25 protein-coding genes are annotated in these 25,417 nt (G+C 64.2%); 16 read left to right on the top strand and 9 right to left on the bottom strand.

Going from position 1 to position 25,417, the window contains the following annotated elements; genetic code table 11:
• Positions 1 to 34 precede the first annotated feature (34 nt).
• The 6 genes from odhB to NXT3_RS18160 all read left to right on the top strand — a co-directional run bounded on the left by odhB (position 35) and on the right by NXT3_RS18160 (position 5,381).
• Positions 35 to 1,276, top strand: coding sequence for a 2-oxoglutarate dehydrogenase complex dihydrolipoyllysine-residue succinyltransferase (gene odhB / locus NXT3_RS18185; RefSeq protein ID WP_104839809.1), 1,242 nt, complete (start codon positions 35 to 37; stop codon positions 1,274 to 1,276).
• 162 nt (positions 1,277 to 1,438) lie between these two features.
• On the top strand, positions 1,439 to 2,080 hold the full coding sequence (locus NXT3_RS18180) for a LysE family transporter (protein ID WP_104840035.1): 642 nt from the start codon (positions 1,439 to 1,441) through the stop codon (positions 2,078 to 2,080).
• Position 2,081: 1 nt separating this feature from the next.
• On the top strand, positions 2,082 to 2,585 hold the full coding sequence (locus NXT3_RS18175; protein ID WP_104839808.1) for a hypothetical protein: 504 nt from the start codon (positions 2,082 to 2,084) through the stop codon (positions 2,583 to 2,585).
• Positions 2,582 to 3,334 carry an SDR family oxidoreductase gene (locus NXT3_RS18170; protein ID WP_097526221.1) on the top strand — a complete coding sequence of 251 codons (753 nt, stop codon included), beginning with the start codon at positions 2,582 to 2,584 and terminating at the stop codon, positions 3,332 to 3,334. Before NXT3_RS18175 ends, NXT3_RS18170 begins: the two co-directional genes overlap by 4 nt.
• Before the next feature lie 39 nt (positions 3,335 to 3,373).
• On the top strand, positions 3,374 to 4,780 hold the full coding sequence (gene lpdA / locus NXT3_RS18165) for a dihydrolipoyl dehydrogenase (RefSeq protein WP_104839807.1): 1,407 nt from the start codon (positions 3,374 to 3,376) through the stop codon (positions 4,778 to 4,780).
• Between the two features lie 112 nt (positions 4,781 to 4,892).
• Complete coding sequence (locus NXT3_RS18160; protein WP_104839806.1) at positions 4,893 to 5,381, top strand: DUF2867 domain-containing protein; 489 nt, start codon at positions 4,893 to 4,895, stop codon at positions 5,379 to 5,381.
• On the opposite strand, the gene NXT3_RS18155 is transcribed toward NXT3_RS18160, so the two are convergent.
• Together NXT3_RS18155 and NXT3_RS18150 are read right to left on the bottom strand one after the other, a co-directional pair.
• Complete coding sequence (locus NXT3_RS18155) at positions 5,374 to 6,453, bottom strand: TraB/GumN family protein (protein ID WP_037417753.1); 1,080 nt, start codon at positions 6,451 to 6,453, stop codon at positions 5,374 to 5,376. The genes NXT3_RS18160 and NXT3_RS18155 overlap by 8 nt on opposite strands.
• A 227-nt stretch (positions 6,454 to 6,680) precedes the next feature.
• A complete protein-coding gene (locus NXT3_RS18150; RefSeq protein WP_097526164.1) occupies positions 6,681 to 7,613 on the bottom strand; it encodes a tyrosine recombinase XerC in 933 nt (310 codons plus the stop codon).
• Between the two features lie 143 nt (positions 7,614 to 7,756).
• Here NXT3_RS18150 and NXT3_RS18145 point away from each other — a divergent pair, with 143 nt between their 5' ends.
• Entirely contained in the window at positions 7,757 to 8,668 is a 912-nt protein-coding gene (locus NXT3_RS18145) for a lysophospholipid acyltransferase family protein (protein ID WP_097526165.1), read from the top strand.
• Between the two features lie 52 nt (positions 8,669 to 8,720).
• A complete protein-coding gene (locus NXT3_RS18140; protein WP_037417744.1) occupies positions 8,721 to 9,860 on the top strand; it encodes an AAA family ATPase in 1,140 nt (379 codons plus the stop codon).
• Positions 9,861 to 9,940: 80 nt separating this feature from the next.
• Here NXT3_RS18140 and fsa read toward each other — a convergent pair whose 3' ends face one another.
• A complete protein-coding gene (fsa, locus tag NXT3_RS18135; protein ID WP_037417741.1) occupies positions 9,941 to 10,594 on the bottom strand; it encodes a fructose-6-phosphate aldolase in 654 nt (217 codons plus the stop codon).
• 175 nt (positions 10,595 to 10,769) lie between these two features.
• On the opposite strand from fsa, the gene NXT3_RS18130 reads away from it, so the two are divergent.
• From NXT3_RS18130 to NXT3_RS18100, 7 genes are all read left to right on the top strand, one after another.
• Positions 10,770 to 12,974 carry a primosomal protein N' gene (locus tag NXT3_RS18130; protein WP_104839805.1) on the top strand — a complete coding sequence of 735 codons (2,205 nt, stop codon included), beginning with the start codon at positions 10,770 to 10,772 and terminating at the stop codon, positions 12,972 to 12,974.
• Between the two features lie 119 nt (positions 12,975 to 13,093).
• Positions 13,094 to 13,480, top strand: coding sequence for an AGROH133_08824 family phage infection protein (locus NXT3_RS18125; protein WP_037418140.1), 387 nt, complete (start codon positions 13,094 to 13,096; stop codon positions 13,478 to 13,480).
• 251 nt (positions 13,481 to 13,731) lie between these two features.
• Positions 13,732 to 14,298 carry a F0F1 ATP synthase subunit delta gene (locus NXT3_RS18120; RefSeq protein ID WP_097526166.1) on the top strand — a complete coding sequence of 189 codons (567 nt, stop codon included), beginning with the start codon at positions 13,732 to 13,734 and terminating at the stop codon, positions 14,296 to 14,298.
• Complete coding sequence (gene atpA, locus NXT3_RS18115) at positions 14,298 to 15,827, top strand: F0F1 ATP synthase subunit alpha (RefSeq protein ID WP_037417733.1); 1,530 nt, start codon at positions 14,298 to 14,300, stop codon at positions 15,825 to 15,827. The genes NXT3_RS18120 and atpA overlap by 1 nt, the downstream gene beginning before the upstream one ends.
• 27 nt (positions 15,828 to 15,854) lie before the next feature.
• Positions 15,855 to 16,736, top strand: coding sequence for a F0F1 ATP synthase subunit gamma (locus NXT3_RS18110; protein ID WP_097526167.1), 882 nt, complete (start codon positions 15,855 to 15,857; stop codon positions 16,734 to 16,736).
• Positions 16,737 to 16,760: 24 nt separating this feature from the next.
• Positions 16,761 to 18,278: a F0F1 ATP synthase subunit beta gene (atpD, locus tag NXT3_RS18105; protein WP_037417729.1), complete on the top strand. Its 1,518-nt coding sequence runs from the start codon at positions 16,761 to 16,763 to the stop codon at positions 18,276 to 18,278.
• Positions 18,279 to 18,397: 119 nt separating this feature from the next.
• On the top strand, positions 18,398 to 18,802 hold the full coding sequence (locus NXT3_RS18100; protein ID WP_037389780.1) for a F0F1 ATP synthase subunit epsilon: 405 nt from the start codon (positions 18,398 to 18,400) through the stop codon (positions 18,800 to 18,802).
• 310 nt (positions 18,803 to 19,112) lie between these two features.
• Here the strand turns inward: NXT3_RS18100 and NXT3_RS18095 are convergent, their stop codons facing one another.
• Complete coding sequence (locus tag NXT3_RS18095; RefSeq protein WP_104839804.1) at positions 19,113 to 20,216, bottom strand: saccharopine dehydrogenase family protein; 1,104 nt, start codon at positions 20,214 to 20,216, stop codon at positions 19,113 to 19,115.
• A 124-nt stretch (positions 20,217 to 20,340) separates the two neighbouring features.
• Here NXT3_RS18095 and NXT3_RS18090 point away from each other — a divergent pair, with 124 nt between their 5' ends.
• Positions 20,341 to 20,772, top strand: a complete 432-nt coding sequence (locus NXT3_RS18090; protein ID WP_037389775.1) for an Lrp/AsnC family transcriptional regulator — start codon at positions 20,341 to 20,343, stop codon at positions 20,770 to 20,772.
• A 7-nt stretch (positions 20,773 to 20,779) separates the two neighbouring features.
• Here NXT3_RS18090 and NXT3_RS18085 read toward each other — a convergent pair whose 3' ends face one another.
• The 5 genes from NXT3_RS18085 to NXT3_RS18065 all read right to left on the bottom strand — a co-directional run bounded on the left by NXT3_RS18085 (position 20,780) and on the right by NXT3_RS18065 (position 25,398).
• Positions 20,780 to 21,676 carry a DUF6030 family protein gene (locus NXT3_RS18085; RefSeq protein ID WP_097526170.1) on the bottom strand — a complete coding sequence of 299 codons (897 nt, stop codon included), beginning with the start codon at positions 21,674 to 21,676 and terminating at the stop codon, positions 20,780 to 20,782.
• A gap of 185 nt (positions 21,677 to 21,861) precedes the next feature.
• Positions 21,862 to 22,713 (bottom strand): metal ABC transporter permease, encoded by an 852-nt coding sequence (locus tag NXT3_RS18080; protein ID WP_037417723.1) that lies wholly within the window; start codon positions 22,711 to 22,713, stop codon positions 21,862 to 21,864.
• Complete coding sequence (locus NXT3_RS18075) at positions 22,710 to 23,570, bottom strand: metal ABC transporter permease (protein ID WP_097526171.1); 861 nt, start codon at positions 23,568 to 23,570, stop codon at positions 22,710 to 22,712. Before NXT3_RS18075 ends, NXT3_RS18080 begins: the two co-directional genes overlap by 4 nt.
• Positions 23,567 to 24,496, bottom strand: a complete 930-nt coding sequence (locus NXT3_RS18070; RefSeq protein ID WP_037417717.1) for a manganese/iron ABC transporter ATP-binding protein — start codon at positions 24,494 to 24,496, stop codon at positions 23,567 to 23,569. Before NXT3_RS18070 ends, NXT3_RS18075 begins: the two co-directional genes overlap by 4 nt.
• Positions 24,493 to 25,398: a metal ABC transporter substrate-binding protein gene (locus NXT3_RS18065; RefSeq protein WP_097526172.1), complete on the bottom strand. Its 906-nt coding sequence runs from the start codon at positions 25,396 to 25,398 to the stop codon at positions 24,493 to 24,495. Before NXT3_RS18065 ends, NXT3_RS18070 begins: the two co-directional genes overlap by 4 nt.
• Positions 25,399 to 25,417 lie beyond the last annotated feature (19 nt).

The raw sequence follows: 25,417 nt of genomic DNA, 5'->3' as shown, positions 1-25,417 counted from the left end.
CAGAAACAGATATCTGATCAACGGAACAAAAATCATGGCAACAGAAATCCGCGTTCCTACCCTCGGCGAATCCGTCAGCGAAGCGACCGTCGGGACCTGGTTCAAGAAGGTCGGCGATGCGATCAAAGCCGACGAGCCGATCCTCGAGCTTGAGACCGACAAGGTGACGATCGAAGTGCCGGCCCCGGCCGCCGGTACGCTTTCGGAAATCGTCGCGCAGGCTGGTGAGACCGTCGGCCTCGGCGCGCTGCTCGGCCAGATCGCCGAAGGCGCCGGTGCCGCTGCAGCCGCCCCGGCCGCAGCCGAAAAGAAGCCGGAGCCTGCAGCCGCCGCTGCCGCTCCGCCTGCACAGTCTGCCGCTGCCGCACCGCAGGCGCAATCCTCGATGCCGGCTGCTCCGTCGGCCGCCAAGCTCATCGCTGAAAACAACCTCTCCGCCGACCAGATCGACGGCTCGGGCAAGCGCGGACAGGTGCTGAAGGGTGATGTGCTCGCCGCCGTCGCCAAGGGGATTTCGGCGCCCGCCGCTGAACCGGCCAAGGTCCAGGCGCGTGGCCCGGCGCCCGCCGAAGATGCTGTCCGCGAAGAGCGCGTCAAGATGACCCGCCTGCGCCAGACGATCGCCCGGCGCTTGAAGGACGCGCAGAACACCGCCGCGATGCTCACCACCTATAACGAGGTGGACATGAGCGCGGTCATGACCCTGCGCAACAAGTACAAGGATATCTTCGAGAAGAAGCATGGCGTGAAGCTCGGCTTCATGGGCTTCTTCACCAAGGCCGTCACCCACGCGCTCAAGGAGTTGCCGGCTGTCAACGCAGAGATCGACGGCACCGACATCATCTACAAGAACTACTGCCACATCGGCGTTGCCGTCGGCACCGACAAGGGTCTGGTGGTGCCGATTGTGCGCGATGCCGACCAGATGTCGATCGCCGAGATCGAGAAGGACATCGGCCGTCTCGGCAAGGCGGCACGCGACGGAACGCTGTCGATGGCTGACATGCAGGGCGGCACCTTCACCATCTCCAATGGCGGCGTCTACGGTTCGCTGATGTCCTCGCCGATCCTCAACGCACCGCAGTCGGGCATCCTCGGCATGCACAAGATTCAGGACCGGCCGGTCGCGATCGGCGGTCAGGTCGTCATCCGTCCGATGATGTATCTGGCGCTCTCTTATGACCACCGCATCGTCGACGGCAAGGAAGCCGTGACCTTCCTGGTGCGCGTCAAGGAAAGCCTTGAGGATCCGGAGCGCCTGGTGCTCGACCTCTAATGAAAGCGGGGGCGCGAGCCCCCGTTTCCTTCTCGCCGCGCGCAGCCGTCGACGCGGCCGCTCGACAGCGATGAGGCAGGGGGCTAGGCTCCAGCAAAGCACGCTATGCGCGCATTCAGGCTCGCCCGGCTCCATCCTGAACTTCAACGACCGGTGACAATCATGAGCGCTTACCTGATCGAACTTGCTTCGCTGATGGCGATCTTTGTCTTTGCCATCGTATCGCCCGGCGCCGATCTTGCCATGGTCATCCGCCAGTCACTGGTCAACGGACGCCGGGCAGCGATCATCACCTCCTTCGGCATCGGCGCGTCGCTGATGTTTCATATCAGCTACACCGTACTCGGCCTGGGGCTGATCATTTCGCACTCGATCTATCTCTTCAATATCGTCAAATGGTGCGGCGTCGCTTACCTGATCTATATCGGCGTCAAGGCGCTTCGGGCCGGGCAGACCGAGATCGACGCGGAGCCGGGCGAGGATGCCGGAGCGCGCAGGGGCCAGTCGGCGCTGAAGGCCTTCGGCCTCGGCTTTGCCGCCAATGCGCTCAACCCCAAGGCTGTTTTCTTCTTCCTGTCTATCTTCTCGACGGTCGTCGGCGCGCATACGCCGATGGTCGTGAAATTCGGCTACGGCCTTGTCATGGCGAGCGCTCTAATCCTCTGGTTCGTCGGCGTCAGCCTGTTCATGACAACGCCAAGGATGCGCGCCGCCTTCACACGGGTAAGCAAGTGGATCGACCGGGCAAGCGGCATGGTCTTCATTGCGCTCGGCCTGAAGCTCGCGACCGGAAAGGCTGCCTGAGATGCCCGGCGGGCCAGCCATCTTCGCTTTCGTCGCGCTGGCGCTGGCCGCCCTTCCTGTGCTTGCCGCGGATTGCAAGCAGGCCCGGGCGATCTACGCCGACCCGGCCGGTGGCTATGAACTGCGTTTCGAGCCGGTCGGATCGGAAGCAGCGGTCACCAGCAATCACTTCAAGATCCGCGTCGAGGGCACCGGGCTGACGCTCGACGGCGTCGTCTTGCCCTCGGGCGAACCGGAACGCCCGAACGGCATCGTCATGAACAATTGCCCTACCGGGGACGTGACCGGCGCCGACCTTGCGGCCTGCACCGTCTGGCAGGGTCCGATCTATGCCGTCGACAGCGCCGGCTCGATCGGATTGCTTCAACCCGAAGACGCGCCGGCGGCGCGGCAGATACTGCTTCCGAATTTCGGCCCGTCGCTGCGCCAATCGAGCGCCTGGGGCGAAGGCAAGGCCTCGTCGGACAGTTCCGATATCTTCGACTTCAAGGGATGCGCCGCGTGAGTGGCGGCCGCGTCCTTCTCGTCACCGGCGGCAGCCGCGGCATCGGCGCCGCCGTCTGCCTCGCCGCGGCGTCTGAAGGCTGGCGGGTGGCCGTCAACTATGCCTCAAACCGGCTGGCCGCCGAGAATGTCGTGGCAAAAATTGCCGCTGCCGGCGGCTCGGCGGTCGCCGTCCACGGCGATGTCGGTTCCGAGGACGGCATAAAGGCGATCTTTGCGGCGGTCGACGCGGCCTTCGGCCGGCTCGACGGGCTCGTCAACAATGCCGGCATCATCGGCCCGCCGCAGCGGATCGACGAGGTCTCGCCCGAACGGCTGGAGCGGATGTTCCGTGTCAATGTGACCGGCACCATTCGCTGCGCGGCGGAGGCCGTGCTCCGGATGTCGACGCGTCATAGCGGCAAGGGCGGCGCGATCGTCAACCTTTCCTCCGCCGCGGCCGTGCTGGGCGCGCCGGGTCAATATGTCGACTATGCCGCCGCGAAAGGCGCGGTCGACAGCTTCACTATCGGCCTCGCGCGCGAAGTGGCGTCCGAGGGTGTTCGCGTGAACGCGGTCCGCCCCGGCATCATCGATACGGATATCCATGCGTCCGGCGGCCTGCCCGATCGCGCCCGCGACATGGCGCCGTCGATCCCGATGCAGCGTTCCGGCACGGCCGGCGAGGTGGCCGACGCGATTCTCTATCTCCTGTCGGATAAGGCGACTTATGTGACCGGAGCCATTCTCAATGTCAGCGGCGGGCGATGACCGTCCTTTCAACGACGACCCTCCCAGAAGGATTATCAAATGGCTTATGATCTCATCGTTATCGGTAGCGGTCCCGGCGGCTATGTCTGCGCCATCAAGGCGGCGCAACTGGGCATGAAGGTGGCCGTGGTCGAGAAGCGCAGCACCTATGGCGGCACCTGCCTCAATGTCGGCTGCATTCCTTCCAAGGCGCTGCTGCATGCTTCCGAGATGTTCCACCACGCCGCGCATGGCCTCGATGCGCTCGGCGTCGAGGTCGCAAGCCCGAAGCTCAATCTGCAGAAGATGCTCGCCCACAAGGACGCGACCGTTAAGGCGAATGTCGACGGCGTCTCCTTCCTCTTCAAGAAGAACAAGATCGACGGCTTCCAGGGCACCGGGAAGGTACTCGGCCAGGGCAAGGTGTCCGTCACCAACGACCAGGGCGAGGAGCAGGTCCTCGAAGCCAAGAACATCGTCATCGCCACCGGTTCGGACGTTGCCGGCATTCCCGGCGTCGATGTCGCTTTCGACGAGAAGGTGATCATCTCCTCGACCGGCGCTCTCGAACTGGAGAAGGTGCCGACGAGCATGATCGTCGTCGGCGGCGGCGTCATCGGTCTCGAGCTCGGTTCGGTCTGGGCGCGCCTCGGCGCCAAGGTGACCGTTGTCGAGTTCCTCGATACGATCCTCGGCGGCATGGACGGCGAGGTCGCCAAGCAGCTCCAGCGGATGCTGGCGAAGCAGGGTCTCGACATCAAGCTCGGCGCCAAGGTGACCGGCGTGGTGAAGTCGGAAAACGGCGCGAAGGTGACCTTCGAACCGGTCAAGGGCGGCGAGGCGACGACGCTCGACGCGGAGGTGGTGCTGGTCGCGACCGGCCGCAAGCCCTGCACCGAGAACATGGGTCTCGCCAAGGCGGGCGTCGTCCTCGACTCGCGCGGCCGGGTGGAAATCGACAATCACTTCCAGACGAGCATCGCCGGCGTCTACGCCATCGGCGACGTGGTGCGCGGGCCGATGCTCGCCCACAAGGCGGAGGACGAAGGCGTCGCCGTGGCGGAGATCATCGCCGGTCAGGCGGGTCACGTGAACTACGACGTCATTCCGGGCGTCGTCTACACCCAGCCGGAGGTCGCCTCCGTCGGCAAGACCGAGGAGGAACTGAAGGCCGCCGGCGTCGCCTACAAGGTCGGCAAGTTCCCCTTCACCGCCAATGGCCGCGCCCGCGCCATGCTTCAGACGGACGGTTTCGTGAAGATCCTCGCGGACAAGGAGACGGACCGCGTCCTCGGCGGCCATATCATCGGCTTCGGCGCCGGCGAGATGATCCACGAAATCGCCGTGCTGATGGAATTCGGCGGCTCGTCCGAGGACCTCGGCCGCATCTGCCATGCCCATCCGACCATGTCGGAGGCGGTGAAGGAAGCGGCGCTTTCGACCTTCTTCAAGCCGATCCACATGTGATCGGCACCTCTGTGACAATTGGCCCCGGGGCTGCGACAAGCGGCCCCCTCCCTTCGGACGCCGTCCGAAGCAATCATGAATCCCTCACCGGTTAGCCGGAAAGGACGTGTTCATGAAACCACGCAGCGTTGCCGCCCGCTTGCCCAATGTCTGCCTGCCCGGCGCCGACTGGGCGGACTGCTATGAGCTTCTCCATCTCGGGGAACGCATCACCGCACACGAAGCGGCAAGGCGGGCGCTCGGCAGTGCGCCGCGCTGGGTTCGCAAACTTCTGGCGCTGCGCAACCGCATCGTTGCGCCGCTTGGTCTCAAGGCCGGCGCCCCTTTCGCAGATGCCAGCCTGATCGGCGCCTTCCCGATCCCCACCGGCAGCGATCGCGAAATCGTCCTCGGCCTCGATGACCGGCATCTGGATTTCCGCATCGTCGTGGAGGTGCGCGACGGTCCGGCCGACAGCCAAGTGATCGGCATCACGACGCTGGTGCGCCGCAGGAACCTGTTCGGTTACTTTTATCTCGCCGCCGTCACGCCCTTTCACAAGGCGATCGTTCCGGCATTGCTCGCGCAGCTGAACGAACCGGCGCAATCGATCCTCAATTGACCGGCGTGACGGTGAAGCCCTGCCGGCGCAGGAGCTCGACCAGCCCTTCCTTGCCGGGCAGATGCAGCGCGCCGACGGCCATGAAGACGTTGCCGCCTTTCAGGATAGGCTTGGCGCGCACCGCCATGACCCTGTTGCGGTCGATGATGATCCGCTGCTCGAAGTCGGCATAGCCGAGATCGCCGGGCGAGAGTTTTTCGGCCACCGAGCGCATCATCGGCAGGATCATGCCGGTGTCGCCGGCAAGGTAGAGGTCGGTCATCGTCGTCAATACGTCGTCGATCGTCTTGCCGAGCGCGAGCGTTTCGATCAGCGCCCGCAGATGCCACTCGACGGGAAGCGAGTCCATCGCGGCGAGCTGCTCAACCAGGCTTTCCAGTCCCTTCAGGCTCTTGCCCTGGCTCACGGCATCCTCGGCGAGCTTCTTGTCGAGGAAGGACGCGCCGGCGGCCTTGCGGGTGAATTCGCAGGCCGGCAGGGCGACGAAGCTGGCGATCATCCAGGGCTTCATCTTGGCGACTAGGGGCAGGGGAATGCCGCGCGCCTTGAGGCCGTTTTCGAGAAGTGCCCGGTCCTTCGGCTCCAGGAAATCGTTGATCGTCCTGTTGCCGGCAAACATGGTGAGGTCGGGATGCATCAGGATGGCGGCGCTCGCCTTTTTCTCGTCGATGATCTCGTCGGATTCGACGACGACGGTTTGCGCCGCGGCATAGGCTTCGGCGCCGCCGGCGGGCATGGCGAGCACACGCGGATCGGTGACGTGCATGGTGCCGAGCAGGAAGGACGGCGCCAGTCCTTGCCCTTCGATCTTCCACAGCAGGCCCTTGCCGTTCGGCACCGCATCGGCCTCGCGGCGTATCGCGGCGAGGCGGGCCGGATCGGATTGTTCGAGACCGGCAAGGATGTTGCTGCCGCCGCAGTCGGCATGTTCCGCGGCTTCGGCTTCCGAGATGGAGAGCAGGGCGACGAGGAGGCTTGCGGCCATCAGCACATGCAGAAGCGCGATCAGCCACAGCAGGGCATCGCTCGCCTTGGCGGCCAAAGTGCGAACCGGTTCTGTGAGCGTCGTCATGAGTATCGGGTCCCCCGGGGATGTGCTTCAAACCCTACGCCGCCTCGGTCACGGGTTCCTTAACGCGCATGGTTAATCGGCGAGCGCGTCGAATCCTAGGCTGAGGAGAAAGCGATCGCAATTTTTGGCTATAGTGCCGTGCGTCCTCCAGGACGCACAAAGGACACTGTAAGTCTTTGAGCGCATCGTACTTTCCGAGAATCGGGTCCGATTTTCGGGCCGAAGCGCTAGGCGCGCGGATGGGCGCGATCGTAGATTTCCAGCAGCCGTGCGGAATCGACGCCGGTATAGACCTGCGTGGTCGACAGGCTGGCATGGCCGAGCAGTTCCTGGATGGTGCGCAGGTCGCCGCCGCCGGCGAGCAGATGAGTCGCGAAGGAATGGCGCAGCGCATGCGGCGTCGCCGAATCGGGCAGGCCGAGGGCCGAGCGCAGCTTCTGCATTTCGCGCTGGATGATCGCCGGCTGCAGCCTGGCGCCCCGGGCGCCGCGAAAGAGCGGCTCTTCGGGGCCGATGTGATAGGGGCAGAGTTTCCGATAGGTCGCGACCGCCTCCATCGCCGCGGCGATCAGTGGGACGATCCGGGTCTTGCCGCCCTTGCCGGTGATGCGCAGCGATAGAGCGCCGGAAAAATCGTCCGGCGTCAGGTCCAGCGCTTCCGAGATGCGCAGGCCGCAGCCGTAGAGGAGCGTCAGAACCGCAGCGTTGCGGGCGGCGATCCACGGTTCCTCGGCGAGCTGCGCCTCCGCCGTCACGACTTTCACGGCATCCCGATCGGTCAAAGGCTTCGGCAGCGACTTCGGCTGTTTCGGCGAGCGCACGGCGCCGGCGCCGGCGGCGTTGGCAAGACCGTTTTTCTCGAGGTAGCGCAGGAATGACCGCAGCCCGGCGAGGCCGCGGCCCAGCGTGCGCGCTCCGGCTCCGGCCTTGCGGCGCTGCGCGAGAAAGCCGCGCAGATCGGCCGGCCTGAGCGTCCGGATGTCTGCGAGCCGCGGCGGCCCGGCGAGATGTCCGGTCAGGAAGGTCAGGAACTGCCGTGTGTCGCGCTCATAGGCTTCGATGGTCTTGTCGGACAGGCGGCGTTCTTCGGCAAGGCTTGCGAGCCAGCGCCGACGCTCCGCCATCACCTCCGGATGGCCGATCACGAGAAGTTCGTTCATTTCGGTCCTGCGATCAAACTCTGCTAATTCCCGGTGCAGAGCATGCCCCCGGGCCCTTATGTTTTTGCTAACATTCTCTTGGAATTTGTCATTCTTGGATCATATTGAATTGCGATGTTCGGGCAGCAACAGCGGATGGGACCATGGCGAGACGTGATTCGGCGAGCGCGCTGGCGCATTTTGCAGAGGCAGTTGCGCTGGTCTCGCAGGGGCGCCCCGGCCACATCGTCGACACGCTGATCGCCGAGCGCGGCCAGAAGATCGTTCGCCATCCGTTGTGGCCAGTGATGCGGCCCTTTCTCTACACATTGCTCAACTACCGCAAGGCGATCGAGTTCGCCAATGCCGTCGCCAACATGCCGGGCTTTCAGGCTTTCGAGCACCTCAGTTCCTTGCTCGCGCTCGACATCCGCGTCGACAAGGCCGAGCGGATTCCAGCAAAAGGCGGGTTCCTCCTCGTCAGCAACCATCCGACGGGCATCGCCGATGGCATCGCCGTTTTCGATCTCCTGAAGAGCCGTCGCCCGGACATGATGTTCTTCGCCAATCGCGACGCCATTCGCGTCAACCCGCGTTTCGTCGAGATGGTCATTCCGGTGGAGTGGCGCGAAGAGTACAAGTCCAAGCTCAAGGCGCGCGAGACGCTGCAGGTCACCAACCGGGCCATCGAAGAGGGGAAGGCGACGGTGCTCTTTCCCTCCGGCCGCATCGCTTACTGGGCCGAGGGGCGCCTCAACGAACGCCCCTGGAAAAGTTCCGCCGTCGGCTTCGCCCGGAAATACGACCTGCCGATCCTGCCGGTGCATATGAGCGCGCGCAATTCCGGCCTGTTCTACTGGTTCGCCAAATGGTCGACGGAACTGCGCGACATGACGGTCTTCCATGAGCTCCTGAACAAGAAGGGCGACATTTTCGATTTTCGTGTCGGCAATCTTATCCCTCCGGAGGCGCTCGACGGCGATCCGGCAGAGGTCACCCGCGCGCTCGAACGCCACACGGTTTTTGACCTCGCCAGGGACAGGGACGCGATGTTCAACCGCAGCGCGTGGCGATAGGGCCGAAGTTTGGCGGTTTTGCTGAGGCGCGAGGCGGGTTAAATAAACGCCCATGCTGCTGCGCTCGATGTTTGCCGAGAACTATCGCTCGCTTCGGTCGATCCGCATGGATCTGACCGGTGTCAACCTGTTCATCGGCGAGAACGGCGTCGGCAAGTCCAATCTCTACCGCGCACTCCAGCTCGTCCAATCGGCAGTTCGCGGCAAGCTCGCCTACGAGATCGCCAAGGAGGGCGGCATGTCCTCGGCGCTCTGGAGCGGGCCGCGCCGGGCCGGCAGGCCGGTGCGGATCCGCTTCGATACGGAGCTTCTGGATGAGGAGCGGGCGATTACCTTTCGCTACAGGGTCGAGGCAGGGCTGAGGCCGCCGAGCGCGGCGGCCGGTTTTGCCTTCGAGCCGCAGGTCAAGGAGGAAGAGCTCAGCGTCGAGACCGGCAGCCGCCCGGCGATGATGATGAAGCGCTCCGGTCCCGGCATCTTCGTGCGCGGCGAGCGCGGGCGGATGGAGGACTATCCGGAACAGGCGTTGCAGTCGGAGACGGCGATCGCCCTTCTCGGCGACGCCGGCCATTACCCGGAGATCGGCACGTTCCGACGGGCGGTCGATCAATGGCGCTTCTTTCACGGCTTTCGCACCGATCGCGATTCGCCGTTGCGATCGCCGTGCCTGGCCGTGACCGCGCCGATGCTTGACGAGGACGGTGCCAACATGGCTGGCGTTTTCGCCACGCTCCGGCATATTCGACAGGAGACGGTCGACCTCGACCGCGCCGTCGCCGATGCGTTCGGCGGAGCCTTCCTCGACGTCCCCGATCCGGGCCAGTTCGCCGAGTTCTCGCTTGTCTTTCCGGAGTTCCCGCATCGCCCCTTCTCGGCGCGCGAGCTCTCTGATGGGCAGATACGCTTCCTGGCGCTGGCGGCGGCGCTGTTATCCTATCGCCGGCCGCCGCTGATCGCGCTCAACGAGCCGGAGACGAGCCTCCATCCGGACATGCTGCCGGCGCTCGCCGAGATGATCGCCAGCGCTGCGCGCGACAGCCAGATCTGGATCGTCACCCATTCCGAAAGGCTGGCCGAGGCGGTTCAGGAGCGCTGTGGCGCTCGGCCGCGCCGCGTGATCCGCAAGGACAGCGCCACCTGGATCGACGGCATGCGGCTCACCGGCCTGATGGATGATGACGAAGAGGAATGAGGGGCAATCCTGGGAGGCCGAAAGCACGGAGGCCCCGCATCGCTGCGAGGCCTCGTATTCGTCCTATCGGGATCGAAGGATCAGGCGATCCTCTGGCCGGTCTTGGCCCAGTCGGCGAGGAACATTTCCAGGCCCTTGTCTGTCAGCGGATGCTTGACCAGCGCCTTCAGCGTCGCCGGCGGGGCGGTGACGACGTCGGCGCCGATCAGGGCGGCTTCCTTGACGTGGTTGACCGTGCGGATCGAGGCGGCGAGGATTTCCGTCTCGTAGCCGTAATTGTCGAAGATGTGGCGGATCTCGCGAATCAGGTCCATGCCGTCGAAGGCGATGTCGTCGAGGCGGCCGATGAACGGCGAGACGAAGGTGGCGCCGGCCTTGGCGGCGAGCAGCGCCTGGTTGGCCGAGAAGCAGAGGGTGACGTTGGTGTGATGACCGTCCGAAGTCAGTGCCTTGCAGGCCTTCAGGCCGTCGAGCGTCAGCGGCAGCTTGATGCAGATATTGTCGGCGATCTTCGCGAGAGCGCCCGCTTCCTTCATCATGTCGCTATATTCGGTGGCCGTCACTTCGGCCGAAACCGGGCCCTCGACGATCGAGCAGATTTCCTTGGTGACCTCGACGATGTCGCGCCCGGATTTCAGGATCAGCGACGGGTTGGTGGTCACGCCGTCCAGCAGGCCGAGATCGTTCAGTTCCCGGATTTCCTTTACGTCGGCGGTATCAACGAAAAATTTCATGGGACCGTTCCTTTGGCATTCAGCCGTTCGGGCGCCTTTCCGCTTACGGGGAAAACCACGGCGGAAATCGCGCGCGTTGAAACTCGGGTGGAACCGTGACAAACCCTGCTCCTGCAGGGAGGCGGTTCGCTGTGCAGTTTTCTTTAACTGAAAGCGGTGGCAAGGTCACGGCAAAATGACGCTTGATTCAACCGATTTATTCCGCGCTCTTTTCGACCGCCGCGTGGTGCCCGTCCTGGTGCCGATGCCGGCGCCGAGGGCCTATTCCTACGCGGTGCCGGAGGGCATGGCGGTCGAGCCGGGCTCGATCGTGCAGGTGCCGCTCGGACCGCGGCTGGTCGTCGGTGTCGTCTGGGACGGTACGGACGATGGTTCGGTCGATCCGAAGAAGCTCAAGGAGATCGAGAAGGTCTTCGACTGCCCGCCTCTGACGCGCGACATGCGCAGCTTTCTCGACTGGGTGGCGACCTATACGGTCACGCCTCCCGGGCTTGTCGCCCGCATGGCGCTGCGGGTGCCGACCGCCTTCGATCCCGAGCCGATGGTCGAGGCCTTGCGCCTGACCGAGCGGCGGCCCGAACGGATGACCGCCGCTCGCGAGCGCGTCCTTGCGACGGCGACCGACGGCTTCTCCTGGACCCGCTCGGGACTTGCCCACGCGGCCGGCGTCTCTTCCGGTGTGATCGACGGTCTTGCTGCGCAGGGCGTCTTCGAAACGGTGTTCATGCCGCCGCCGCCGGTGGTCGCCGCGCCCGATCCGGATTTCGCCGCGCCGCGGCTCGAGGGACCGCAGAGGCAAGCCGCTGCCGATCTGCTCACGGCCGTCGAGGAAAGAAAGTTCTCGGTGTCGCTGATCGACGGCGTCACCGGCTCCGGCAAGACCGAGGTCTATTTCGAGGCGGTCGCCGCGACGCTGAGGGCCGGCAAGCAGGTGCTGATCCTGCTGCCGGAAATCGCGCTCACCGCAAGCTTCCTGGAGCGTTTCCAGGAGCGTTTCGGCGCCAAGCCGGCGGAATGGCATTCCGACCTCGCCCCCCGCATGCGGGAGAAGGTGTGGCGGCAGGTCACGACCGGCCAGGTGCGCGTCGTCGCAGGCGCCCGCTCGGCGCTGTTCCTGCCCTTCGAGGATCTCGGTCTGATCATCGTCGACGAGGAGCACGACCCGGCCTACAAGCAGGAGGACCGGGTGTTCTACAATGCCCGCGACATGGCGGTGGTGCGCGGGCGGATCAGCGGCTTTCCGGTGGTGCTGGTTTCCGCGACCCCCTCCGTCGAGAGCCGGGTCAATGGCGAGGTCGGACGCTACCGGCCGATCCACCTGCCGACCCGTTTCGGCGATGCGGCGCTGCCGCATCTTGGGGTCGTCGACATGCGTCGTCATCCGCCCGAACGCGGCGGCTTCCTCTCGCCTGTACTCGTCAACCAGATCGGCAAGGCGATCGGCCGCGGCGAGCAGGCGCTCCTGTTCCTGAACCGCCGCGGCTATGCGCCGCTGACCCTCTGCCGTGTCTGCGGCCACCGCTTCCAGTGCCCGGACTGCTCGAGTTGGCTGGTCGAGCACCGCTTCCGCGGCCAGATCCAGTGCCACCATTGCGGCTATTCGGAGCGGACGCCCGAGGCTTGCCCGGAATGCGGCACGCTCGACCACCTGGTCGCCTGCGGCCCGGGGGTGGAGCGCATCGCCGAGGAGGTCGAGCGGCATTTCCCCGATGCCCGCACCATCGTGCTCTCCTCCGACCTGATGGGCGTGAAGCGGCTGAGGCTGGAGCTCGAGGCGATTGCCCGCGGCGAGGCGGATATCGTCATCGGCACGCAGCTCGTCGCGAAGGGGCACAATTTCCCGATGATGACGCTGGTCGGCATCGTCGATGCCGATCTCGGCCTTGCCAATGGCGATCCGCGCGCGGCCGAGCGGACCTTTCAATTGCTGTCGCAGGTGACGGGCCGCGCCGGGCGTACCGGCCTGAAGAGCCTCGGGCTCCTGCAGACCTATCAGCCGCAGCACCCGGTGATGCAGGCGATCGTCTCGGGCGATGCGGACGCCTTCTACGACCGCGAGATCCATGAGCGCGAGCGCGCGGCGCTGCCGCCCTTCGGCCGGCTCGCCTCGATCATCGTCTCGGCGGAAACGCGCAGCGATGCCGAGGGGCATGCGCGGGGCCTGCGCAACGCCGCGCCGCGCGTCGATGGCATCTCCATCCTCGGGCCGGCGGAGGCGCCGCTCGCTCTCATCCGCGGCCGCCATCGGTTCCGGCTGCTCGTCCACGGAAGGCGCAACAGCGACATGCAATCCTTCCTGAAGGCGATGATTGCCGGCGGACCGAAGGAGCGCGGCTCGATCAGCGTCCAGCTCGACGTCGATCCGCAGAGTTTTCTGTGATTGCAGCCAGACCTGCCATGCAGCCGATTCCCATCGCCGCGAACATGCGCTAGACCAAAGTGGCACTGCCGAGAATCGCTTCTCGGCGGAGGCTGTGATGATCTGCCGCGGGGATGGAGATGGAGTTCTATATTCCGACGGAAACCGGGGAATTCCTGGCCTTTTGCGCGGCGGGGGCGGCGATGCTGATCGGCCTCGTCATGCTCTTTGCTCCGCGTCTCGCCTTTCGTGCCGCCGGCATCGGCATCGCCGAGGGCCGGCGCGGCGGATTGGCGGAGGTGCGCTCCACCATGGGCGGCATGCATGTCGGTCTCGGCCTCGGCGCCATCCTGCTCGCCCAGCCGATGGTCTATCTCGCCGTTGGCTCGGCCTTTGCGCTCGCAGCGTTCGGCCGCATATTGTCGATGATGAGCGACAACGGCGCGACGCTTTTCAACTGGGCCGCACTTGTCGTCCAGGCGGCGCTCGCCATCCTGCCGCTCGCCTATGTTTTCGGGTTCATCTGACGAACTCGGGACAGGCGCAAATCCGGGCTCCAGCAATTTACGGCAAAATTCCGTCGAAGGGGGCGGTGTTATGCCGCATTCGTGCCGTTGGCGTGTTGCGAGTCCAAACGTCCTATGCTAGACGAACCGCGAATTGCGGGGGAAGTGGGTCGAAAAGGCCTCGATATCCTGCGAATTATTGCAGCAAATTCAAGATGTTACGCCGGCGGTTCGCCGCTGCTGACGCTCTTGGATGAATTTGAGAGAAGCTTGTGCCCGTGGCCGACACATCCCAGCTTATTTCCGGTGTTGCAGAAAGATATGCGTCCTCGCTTTTCGAGCTCGCCCTGGAGGCTGGTTCCGTCGAGGCGGTCGGTGCCGAACTCGATCGCGTCCAGGCGCTGATCGATGGCAGCGACGATCTGAAGCGGCTGATCGTAAGCCCGGTCTTTTCCGCCGAGGACCAGTTCAAGGCCGTTTCGGCGCTCGTCGCACAGTTCGGCTTCTCCGGTCTGGTCGGCAATTTCCTCAAGGTCGTGGCGCGCAACCGCCGCCTGTTCGCGCTGCCGGGCAGCATCAGGGCGTTCCGCCTGATTGCCGCACGCCACCGCGGCGAAATCACTGCCGACGTCACGTCGGCACATGCGCTCACCGAGGCGCAGCAAAACGAATTGAAGGCGACGCTCAAGGGCGTCACCGGCAAAGACGTGGCGGTCAACGTCACCGTCGACCCGTCTATTCTTGGAGGTCTGATCGTCAAGGTCGGTTCCCGCCAGATTGACACCTCCCTTCGCACCAAACTCTCTACCCTTAAGCTTGCACTGAAAGAGGTCGGCTGATGGATATCCGCGCCGCGGAAATTTCCGCAATTCTCAAAGATCAGATCAAAAATTTCGGCCAGGAAGCAGAAGTCTCCGAAGTCGGCCAGGTGCTCTCCGTCGGTGACGGTATTGCCCGCGTCTACGGCCTCGACAATGTCCAGGCAGGCGAGATGGTCGAATTCCCGGGTGGAATTCGTGGCATGGCGCTGAACCTCGAAGCCGACAATGTCGGTGTGGTTATCTTCGGCTCCGACCGTGACATCAAGGAAGGCGACACCGTCAAGCGGACCGGCGCCATCGTCGACGTTCCGGTCGGTCCGGAACTGCTCGGCCGCGTCGTCGACGCGCTCGGCAACCCGATCGACGGCAAGGGCCCGATCAACGCCAAGCAGCGCGCCCGCGTCGACGTCAAGGCGCCCGGCATCATTCCGCGCAAGTCGGTGCACGAGCCGATGTCGACCGGCCTCAAGGCCATCGACGCGCTCATCCCGGTCGGCCGCGGCCAGCGCGAGCTGGTTATCGGCGACCGCCAGACCGGCAAGACCGCGATCATCCTCGACACGATCCTCAACCAGAAGGCCATTCACGACAATGGTCCTGAAGGTGACAAGCTCTATTGCGTCTACGTCGCCATCGGCCAGAAGCGCTCGACGGTTGCGCAGTTCGTGAAGGTGCTCGAAGAGCGCGGCGCCCTGCAATACTCGATCATCGTTGCCGCCACGGCTTCCGACCCGGCGCCGATGCAGTACCTCGCACCGTTCGCCGGCTGCGCAATGGGCGAATACTTCCGCGACAACGGCAAGCATGCGCTGATCGGCTATGACGACCTTTCCAAGCAGGCCGTCGCCTACCGCCAGATGTCGCTGCTCTTGCGCCGCCCGCCGGGCCGCGAAGCCTATCCGGGCGACGTCTTCTACCTGCATTCCCGCCTGCTGGAGCGCGCCGCAAAGCTCTCCGACGAAAAGGGCGCTGGCTCGCTGACCGCTCTTCCGGTCATCGAAACGCAGGGCAACGACGTGTCCGCGTTCATCCCGACCAACGTGATCTCAATCACCGACGGCCAGATCTTCCTTGAAACGGACCTGTTCTACCAGGGCATCCGTCCGGCCGTAAACGTCGGTCTGTCGGTTTCGCGCGTCGGCTCCTCGGCCCAGATCAAGGCGATGAAGCAGGTCGCAGGCTCGATCAAGGGCGAGCTCGCCCAGTACCGCGAAATGGCCGCCTTTGCGCAGTTCGGCTCGGACCTCGATGCCGCTACGCAGCGTCTGCTCAACCGCGGCGCCCGCCTGACCGAACTCCTGAAGCAGCCGCAGTTCTCGCCGCTGAAGACGGAAGAGCAGGTCGCGGTGATCTTCGCCGGCGTCAACGGCTACCTCGACAAGCTGCCGGTCAACCAGGTCGGCAAGTTCGAGCACGGGCTGCTTTCCTACCTGCGTTCGGAAGGCAAGGCCGTTCTGGATACCATCCGCACGGAAAAGGCGATCTCGGACGACACCAAGGCCAAGCTGAAGGCTGCCATCGACAGCTTCTCCAAGTCTTTCGCCTGAGCGGACTTCAACTAGGACGGACAACGGATGCCTTCACTTAAGGATCTGAAGAACCGGATCGCCTCCGTCAAGGCGACGCAGAAGATCACCAAGGCGATGAAGATGGTCGCCGCGGCGAAGCTTCGGCGTGCCCAGGAGGCGGCCGAGGCCGCTCGGCCCTATTCGCAGCGCATGGCTGCCGTTCTCGCCAACATCGCCCAGGCGGTCGGCGGGGACGACAGCGCGCCGGCGTTGATGACGGGCACCGGCCGCGACGACACGCACCTCTTGGTCGTCTGCACGGCCGAGCGCGGCCTTTGCGGCGGCTTCAACTCGCAGATCGCCCGCTTTGCCCGCGATCACGTGCGCAAGCTGCTCGCCCAGGGCAAGACGGTCAAGATCATCTGCGTCGGCAAGAAGGGTTTCGATATCCTGCGGCGCGAATTCGCGTCGCTGATCATCGATCGCGTCGACTTGCGCGAGGTCAAGAAGATCGGTTTCGAGAATGCCGACCGGATCGGCCACAAGGTCATCGAACTCTTCGAAAAGGGCGAGTTCGACGTCTGCACCTTGTTCTATTCCGAGTTCAAGTCCGTCATTTCGCAGGTTCCGACCGCCCAGCAGCTCGTTCCGGCCTCGGCCGGCCCGGTTGCTGCCGAGGCAGACAGTGCATCGGCGATCTACGAATACGAACCGGACGCTGGCGCCATCCTCACCGATCTCATTCCGCGCAACATTTCCGTCCAGATCTTCCGGGCCCTGCTCGAGAACGTCGCCGGCGAAATGGGCGCCAAGATGAGTGCCATGGACAATGCGACGCGCAATGCCGGTGAGATGATCAACAAGCTGACGCTCAACTACAACCGTCAGCGGCAGGCGCAGATCACCAAGGAACTCATTGAAATCATCTCGGGCGCGGAAGCGCTCTAAGGTTACGAGAAGAGGGTAAGAATTATGGCTAAGGCAGCTACCCCGAAAGAAACCGCAGCGGCGAAGAAGCCCGCTGCTCCGAAGAAGGCAGCTACCGCCAAGACAGCCGCTGTTGTGGCTACGGGTGCTGTCGGCCGCGTGACGCAGGTCATCGGCGCCGTCGTCGACGTCGCCTTCGAAGAGGGCCAGCTCCCGCAGATCCTGAACGCGCTGGAAACCGACAACAAGGGCAACCGCCTGGTTCTCGAAGTCGCCCAGCATCTCGGCGAAAACTCCGTCCGCACGATCGCCATGGACTCGACCGAAGGTCTGGTTCGCGGCCAGTCGGTCACCGACACCGGCGGCCCGATCTCGGTTCCGGTCGGCAAGGAAACGCTCGGCCGCATCATGAACGTCATCGGCGAGCCGGTCGACGAAGCCGGCCCGGTCGAGACCTCGGCCCGCCGCGCCATCCACCAGGACGCGCCGGCCTATGTCGAACAGTCTACGGAAGCGCAGATCCTGGTCACCGGCATCAAGGTCGTCGACCTGCTCGCACCCTACGCCAAGGGCGGCAAGATCGGCCTCTTCGGCGGTGCAGGCGTCGGCAAGACCGTTCTGATCATGGAACTGATCAACAACGTCGCCAAGGCACACGGCGGCTATTCGGTGTTTGCAGGCGTCGGCGAACGCACCCGCGAAGGCAACGACCTCTACCACGAAATGATCGAATCCGGCGTGAACAAGCACGGCGGTGGCGAAGGCTCGAAGGCTGCGCTGGTTTACGGCCAGATGAACGAGCCGCCGGGCGCCCGCGCCCGCGTCGCGCTCACCGGTCTGACGATCGCCGAGCACTTCCGCGACGAAGGCCAGGACGTTCTGTTCTTCGTCGACAACATCTTCCGCTTCACCCAGGCAGGCTCGGAAGTGTCGGCTCTGCTCGGCCGTATTCCGTCGGCCGTGGGCTATCAGCCGACGCTCGCCACCGACATGGGCGCGATGCAGGAGCGCATCACCACGACGACCAAGGGCTCGATCACCTCGGTGCAGGCGATCTATGTTCCGGCCGACGACTTGACCGATCCGGCGCCGGCGACCTCGTTCGCCCACCTCGACGCGACGACCGTTCTGTCGCGCTCGATCGCCGAAAAGGGCATCTACCCGGCCGTGGACCCGCTCGACTCCACGTCGCGCATGCTCGACCCGATGATCGTCGGCGAAGAACACTACGAAGTGTCGCGCAAGGTCCAGTCGACCCTGCAGCGCTACAAGGCGCTCCAGGACATCATCGCCATCCTCGGCATGGACGAGCTTTCCGAAGAGGACAAGCTCGCCGTTGCCCGCGCCCGCAAGATCGAGCGCTTCCTGTCGCAGCCGTTCTTCGTCGCCGAAGTCTTCACCGGTTCGCCGGGCAAGCTGGTCGCTCTCGAAGACACGATCAAGGGCTTCAAGGGTCTCGTCAACGGCGAGTACGACCACCTGCCGGAAGCCGCCTTCTACATGGTGGGCTCCATTGAGGAAGCCATCGAGAAGGCCAAGAAGCTGGCTGCCGAAGCCGCCTGACAGGCATCGTAAACCGTGGCGCGGGCCTCTCGCGCCGCGGTTTTCATTCCGGCCGCATGGACGCGGCTGAGACGTGCACAGCCGCCGTTCCGCGGCGCGCTTACCAGAAGTGAATGGTCATGGCCGACAGTTTCAATTTCGAGCTTGTTTCCCCGGAGCGCCTGCTGCTTTCCGCGCAGGTGACCGAAGTCGTCATCCCGGCAACCGAGGGTGAGATGACCGTGATGGCCAACCACGCTCCGACCATGACGACCGTCAAGCCGGGCGTCGTTACGGTCAAGACGGCCGACGGCAAGACAGAGCGTTTCGCCGTCTTCGGTGGCTTCGCCGACATCCTGCCGACCGGCTGCACGCTGCTTGCCGAATCGGCGGTGCATGTCGACGAACTCGACCGCACGGTCCTCGAAAACCGCATCGACGAGGCGCGCGCTGAGTTGGAAGGCGCGATCGACGAGAAGAAGACCCGCGTCGAGCAGTTCATCGCCGAACTGACGAGGCTCGGGGAGATCGTCATCCCCGCCTGAAAGGGACATCCCGATAAGGGAAACGACCAATAAGTGCATTGGACCCCGCCTCGAGCGGGGTTTTTTGTGACTGTTGCTCGCGCTGGACGTCTGGAGCCCGAATTGCCCCTCTCCTCGGGTTTAACCCCGCTCGCGGCGAGAGGGGACTTGAGCGGGCGCGGCATACCCCTTCGCCCCGCTTGCGGGAAGAAGGTGGCCGGCAGGCCGGATGAGGGGGAGATGCGACACTCCAAGTTCCGCTGTAGACACAGAATGCCCGGACTTGGCCCGGGCATTCTCGCTCCATCCGCCTCGTAAGAGGCGTGGCAATCTAGCCCGCCGCGCGTTCCGTTTCGTGCCTCTGGGCGTAGTAGTGGCCGAAGCGGTTGGCGAGGAAGGTGTCGAGGGAAATGTCCTCCTGGCGGACGAAGCCCCTGGTCGGGATCTTTTCTTCGGCTAGCAAGTCGAGAACAGCGCAGATGCTGCCGGCCGTGGTGATCTGGATGCCGCTGTGCATGCGTCCGGCAACGACGCCGCTATAGACCTTGTTGGCATAGGTCTCCTGGATGAGACGGCCCTGGCGGAAGCCGGAGACGGTGACGAAGATGACGACGACGTCCTGGGTTGTGGTCGGCAGGGCGTTCTCGAGGATATCCTTCAGCACCTCGCGGCGGTGGCGCAGGCCGAGATCGTTCAGCAGCGCCTTGAAGATCGCCGCGTGGCCTGGGTAGCGGATCGTCTTGTAGTTGAGCGTCCGAACCTTGCCCTTCAGCGTCTCGCACAGCGTGCCGAGGCCGCCGGAGGTGTTGAAGGCTTCGTAGGTGACGCCGTCGAGCGAAAACTCCTCGCGCTCCTCCATTGCCGGAACCTCGATCAGCGACCCTTCGACGATCGCCTCGCAGGGTTCGATATATTCGTTGATGACGCCGTCGGTGCTCCAGGTGAGATTGTAGTTGAGCGCATTCGACGGATATTGCGGCAGGGCGCCGACGCGCATGCGCACGCTTTCGAGCGTGTCGAAATGCCGGGTCAGATCATTGGCGACGATCGAGATGAAGCCGGGGGCCAGACCGCATTGCGGGATGAAGGCGGTCTTCGCCTCCGTCGCGATCGCCTTGACCAGTCGGGTCGATTCGACGTCTTCGGTGAGGTCGAGATAGTGGATCTCCGCTTCCGCTGCAGCCTCGGCGATCGCGACCGTCAGGTGGAAGGGAGCGGCGCTCAAGACCGCGAACTTGCCGGTCAGCAAGCCGACGAGGGCCTTCCTGTCGGCGATGTCGATGGCGACGGTCGAAATCGCGTCGTGGCTCTCGACCTGCTGCAATTGCTCGGCGCTGCGGTCGGCGATGCAGACGCGGTAATCGCCGGTATGGGCGAGCATCCAGGCAATCGTCGAGCCGATCTTGCCGGCGCCGATGATAACGATGTCTTTCATTCTTTTCCCCCAGGGTATGAGCCTCTTCAGCGGCTATTTTCCTGCGGAGGAGTGTTGATTTGAAGTATCAAAACGAGTAAATCGGAGGGCGACAATCGGCATATCGCCGAAAGAGATCGACGATATGCAGGTCACCGACAAGGACCGCGAACTTCTTGCCATCCTCAGCGACAATGCGCGCATGCCGACGGCGACGATCGCCCGGCGGCTCGGCCTTTCGCGCACCACCGTGCAGGCGCGCATAGAGCGGCTGGAGCGCGAGGGGGTGATCGCCGGGTATGGCGTGCGGCTGGCGGAAAGCTACGAAAAGGGACTGGTGAAGGCACATGTGCTGATCACGATCGCGCCGCGGGCGCTGAGCCGCGTGACGCCGGAGTTGAGCGCGATCCGCGAGATCCGCACCCTGCATTCGGTCAGCGGCAGCTTCGACTTGATCGCCATCGTCGCCGCGGCATCGATCAGCGAGCTGGACCTGCTGATCGATCGGATCGGCGAGATCGAGGGCGTCGAAAAGACGCTGTCGTCGATCATTCTGTCGACCCGCATCGATCGCTGACGCTTCGTCAGCGGACCGTGGTGCTGTCGGTCGGGTCGCCGCCGTCAGGCAAGGTTTCGGTTCTCGGCTGGCGTGGTGCGGGAGTCCTGTTCCAAGTTTCCGGGCCGCGGATGGTGGAAACAATCGAGCCATCCCATGGCGCCAGCCATTTCTCGCGATCGAAGTAAAGCTCGGCGGCGCTTTTCGCCCGCCTGGGCGCCGCCTGGTTGGCGAGGAAGTTGTAGCGTGGCGTGTCGCCGGATTCGCGTTTGAACTGGATGCGGCTGCCGAAGCGCTTGAGATCGAATTCGCTGAGCGCCTGTATCTTCAACGTGACGCTTTCGCTATCGGCCCAGTGCACCTGCTTCAGGAAGACCGAAGCGGCCGTCGCCGCGGCACTGGTAACCGCCTGGGTGTCTTCGGAATGCTCGATGTTGAGCTTCACCCGAAACGAGGTGATTTCATCCTCGTCGCTGCCTTTGACGAAGATGAAGATGGAAGAGCTTGTCGCCGCGCCGGGGCGGACAAAGGACACGAGCGAGGAACATTCCCAGCGGCCGCTCTCGGCCGACTTCCATGCAAGTTCGCGAAAACCGGCCTCGCGCAGGCGCTCGCACAAAGCGCGCGGGTCGCTGCGGATCTGCCGGATGAATTGCTGCTCGGGCGTGCGGAGGTCCGCGAACGTCCGGACCGGCAGCAGCGCCCGCAACGGCTCGGTTTCCTTGGGACGCGGGCGGGCCGCTTCGGGCGCCGGCGTCGGCGCGGCTTCACGGAGCACGTCCTGAAACCCCATCGCCGTCAGCACCTGTTTCAGATTGCGTTGCTCGTTGGCGAGCAGCACAGTCGCCAGGATCGCCGTGAAGACCAGCGCCACGGCGGACAGGAAGAAAGCGACGCCGGAACGGCCTTTCTGCTTCTTCTCCATGCCACCGTCGCTCCGCCTCGGAGAGGGCGATGTCCGCGCGCCCGCTCTACCCCTGAAAGACGGCGCACAATAGGGGATGATGGCGCCGCCGTCCAAGGGGCATCCTGTTCGGAAGAACGAAGTCAGGACCAGCCCAAGAACCCTTCCGCTTGTGGGGCCATAGGTGGGGAGGGGGCTTTGGTGAATTATTCGACGCTCGTCCGCTTCGCTTCCATCCGAGCCGTCCGCCAGGTGGAAAATGCGAAGGCAACGAGGAAGATCGCCGTCATCAGGAGGACGATGGTCGGGGCCGGGGCGCTGTCGATGAAGAAGGAAAGGTAGACGCCCGAGAAGGAGGCGACGACGGCGACGGCGACCGCAGCGATCAGCATGCCGCGAAACGTCCGCGTTACCAGATAAGCGATTGCGCCGGGGGCGATCAGCATGGCGATGGCAAGGATCAATCCGACGGCCTTCAAGGCGCCGACGATCGTCAGTGACAGGATGGCGAGCAGTCCGTAATGCAGCCAGCCGACCGGCAGGCCGACGGCACGCGCCTGGGCCGGATCGAAGGCGTGCAGCAGCAGGTCGCGCCATTTCAGCGAGAGAATGCCGGCGGCGAGGAGTGCGATCAGGCCCGTCTCGAGGATGTCGCCCCAGCCGATGCCGAGCATGTCGCCGAACAGGATGTGGTCGAGATGCACGTCGCTCTGGATGTTCACATAGAGCACGAGGCCAAGGCCGAACATGCCGGAAAAGACGACGCCCATCACCGTGTCCTGCTTGATGCGGCTGTTGTCCTTGAGGTAGCCGGTGAGCAACGCGCAGCACATGCCGGCGGCAAAGGCGCCGACGGCAAGCGGCAGGCCGACGATGTAGGAGATCACGACGCCAGGGAAGACCGCGTGCGAGATGGCGTCGCCCATCAGCGACCAGCCTTTCAGCACCAGGAAACAGGAGAGCATCGCCGTTGGGATCGCCACCAGCACCGAGATCATCAGCGCGTTGCGCATGAACCCGAATTCGAAGACGACAAGGAGCATGTCGAGCGACATCATTGGGTGACCTCCAACGCTTCGGAGGCGCGGCGGCGGGCGGCGATGAGGCCGTGCTTGGGGGCAAGAACGAAGGCGGAGAGGAAGATCAGCGTCTGAAGCACGATGATGATGCCGCCGGTCGCGCCGTCGAGGAAGTAGCTGGCATAGGCGCCGGCGAAGCTTGTTGCGGCGCCGATGGCGATGCTGATCAGGATCAGCCGCGGAAAGCGGTCGGTGATCAGATAGGCGGTGGCCCCGGGGGTGACGACCATGGCGATGACGAGAAAGGCGCCGACGGTCTGCAGCGCCGCCACGGTGCAAGCCGAGAGCAGCGTGAAGAACAGCACCTTGATGAGCGTTGTGTTGATGCCGATCGAACGGGCGTGGCTTTCGTCGAAGAAGGTCACCATCAGGTCCTTCCATTTCGCCGAGAGGATCAGGAGCGAGGCGATGCCGATGATGGCGAGCTGCAACGTGTCGGCTGGGGTGATGGCGAGGATGTTGCCGAGCACGATCGTCTGGATGTTCACGGACGTCGGCGACAGCGACACCATGAAGAGGCCGAGGCCGAAGAAGGAGGTGAAGATCAGCCCGATGATCGTATCCTCCTTCAGCCGGGTGCGCTGGTTGAGGAACAGCATGGCGGCGGCGGCAAGCGTGCCGGAAAAGAAGGCGCCGAGGGAGAAGGGGAGGCCGAGCATATAGGCGCCGGCGACGCCCGGCACGATCGCGTGGGAGAGCGCGTCGCCGATCAGCGACCAGCCCTTCAGCATCAGATAGGCGGAGAGGAAGGCGCAGACGGCGCCGACGAGCGCGCTGACCCACATGGCGTTCAGCATGTAGCTATACGTGAACGGCTCCAGAAGCGTTGCGATCATTCCTTGTCCGCCTCGGTTTCGGGCTTGGCCGGTTGCGTCACCATCTGGCCCTTTGCGCCATACATGACGAGCGGCCGTTCATCGTCGGTGATGACGGAAAGCTGGCGGGGATCGGCATCGTCGTGCAGGCTGTCGCCGCCGAGCACGAAATGGCGCAGCACGCCGCCGAAGGCGAGTTCGAGATTGTCGCGGGTGAAGGTGGTCTCGGTGGGCCCGTAGGCGAGAATCGTGTTTTTCAGAAGGATGGTGCGGTCGCAGAATTCCGGCACGCTGCCAAGGTTGTGGGTGGAGACCAGCATCACCCGCCCCTCGTCGCGAAGCGCCACGAGCAGACGGATGATTGCGTCCTCGGTCTTGACGTCGACGCCGGTGAAGGGCTCGTCCAGCAGGATGACGCGACCGTCCTGGGCAAGCGCACGGGCAAGGAAGACGCGCTTTTTCTGGCCGCCGGAAAGCTCGCCGATCTGGCGCTTGCGGAAATCGCTCATGCCGACCCTGGCGAGTGCCGCCTCGACCGCTTCATGGTCGGCCCGCTTCGGCATGCGCAGCATGTTCATGTGGCCGTAGCGGCCCATCATCACCACGTCCTCGACGAGCACCGGGAAATTCCAGTCGACCTCCTCGGCCTGCGGCACATAGGCGACGAGATTCTTCTTCAGCGCCTGCGGGACGCCGAGCCCGAGGATCGAGATGTCGCCCTTGGCGAGCCGGACGAAGCCCATGATGGCCTTGAACAGCGTCGACTTGCCGCTGCCGTTGACCCCGACCAGCGCGGCGATCGTGCCGGTCGGAATTTCGAAGGAGGCGTCCTGCAGGGCGCGGTGGCCGTTGCGGTAGGTGACGGTGGCATTGCGGACGCGAATGCCGCCGCCCTCATCCTGAGGACCCGTCCGCGGAGTAGGTCGGGCCTTTACCTGAAGATTCATTGCGAAAGACCTTTCGCGATCGTTTCGGACGTAACACGCAGGAGATCGATATAGGTCGGGACCGGTCCGTCGGCCTCGCTCAAGGAATCCACATAGAGCACGCCGCCGTATTTGGCACCCGTCTCGCGCGCCACCTGCTGGGCCGGATCGGGCGAAATGGTGCTTTCGGAGAAGACCACCGGAATGCGGTTGGCCCTGACTGCGTCGATCACCTTGCGCACCTGCTGCGGCGTGCCCTGCTGGTCGGCATTGATCGGCCATAGGTAGAGCTCCTTCAGGCCGAAATCGCGGGCGAGGTAGCTGAAGGCGCCTTCGCTCGAAACCAGCCAGCGCTTTTCCGCCGGGATCTTGTCGAGCTCTGCCTTGATCGGGGCGATGGTGGCCTCGATCCTCTTCTTATAGGCGTCGGCATTGGCCTTGTAGATCTCGGCATTGGCCGGGTCGAACTTCACGAGGGCGTCGCGTATGTTGTCGACATAGATCAGCGCCGCCGAGGGCGACATCCAGGCATGCGGATTCGGCTTGCCCGTATAGGGGCCTTCGGCAATGCCCATTGGCTCGACGCCCTCCGAGACAACGACGCCCGGGATGCCGTCGAAGTTCTGGAAGAACTTTTCGAACCAGAGCTCCAGATTGAGGCCGTTCCAGAGGATCAATTGTGCGTCATGCGCCTTCAGGATGTCGCGCGGTGTCGGCTGATAATTGTGGATCTCGGCGCCGGGCTTGGTGATCGATTCGACGATCGCCGCGTCGCCCGCAACGTTTTGCGCCATGTCGGCAATAACCGTGAAGGTGGTCACCGCCTTGAACTTGTCCGCCGCCGCTGCCGCGCCGGGCAGGAGGGAAAAGGCAGCCATTGCCGCTGCTGCCGTCAGAATCATGCGCCGCGTCCGATCGATCATCCATCACTCCTCAATCTTG

It is taken from the genome of Sinorhizobium fredii, from assembly GCF_002944405.1.
Taxonomy (GTDB): domain Bacteria; phylum Pseudomonadota; class Alphaproteobacteria; order Rhizobiales; family Rhizobiaceae; genus Sinorhizobium; species Sinorhizobium fredii_C.
The sequence above is the reverse complement of the archived record's forward strand: the minus strand, read 5'-3'. Positions and strand labels throughout refer to the sequence as shown.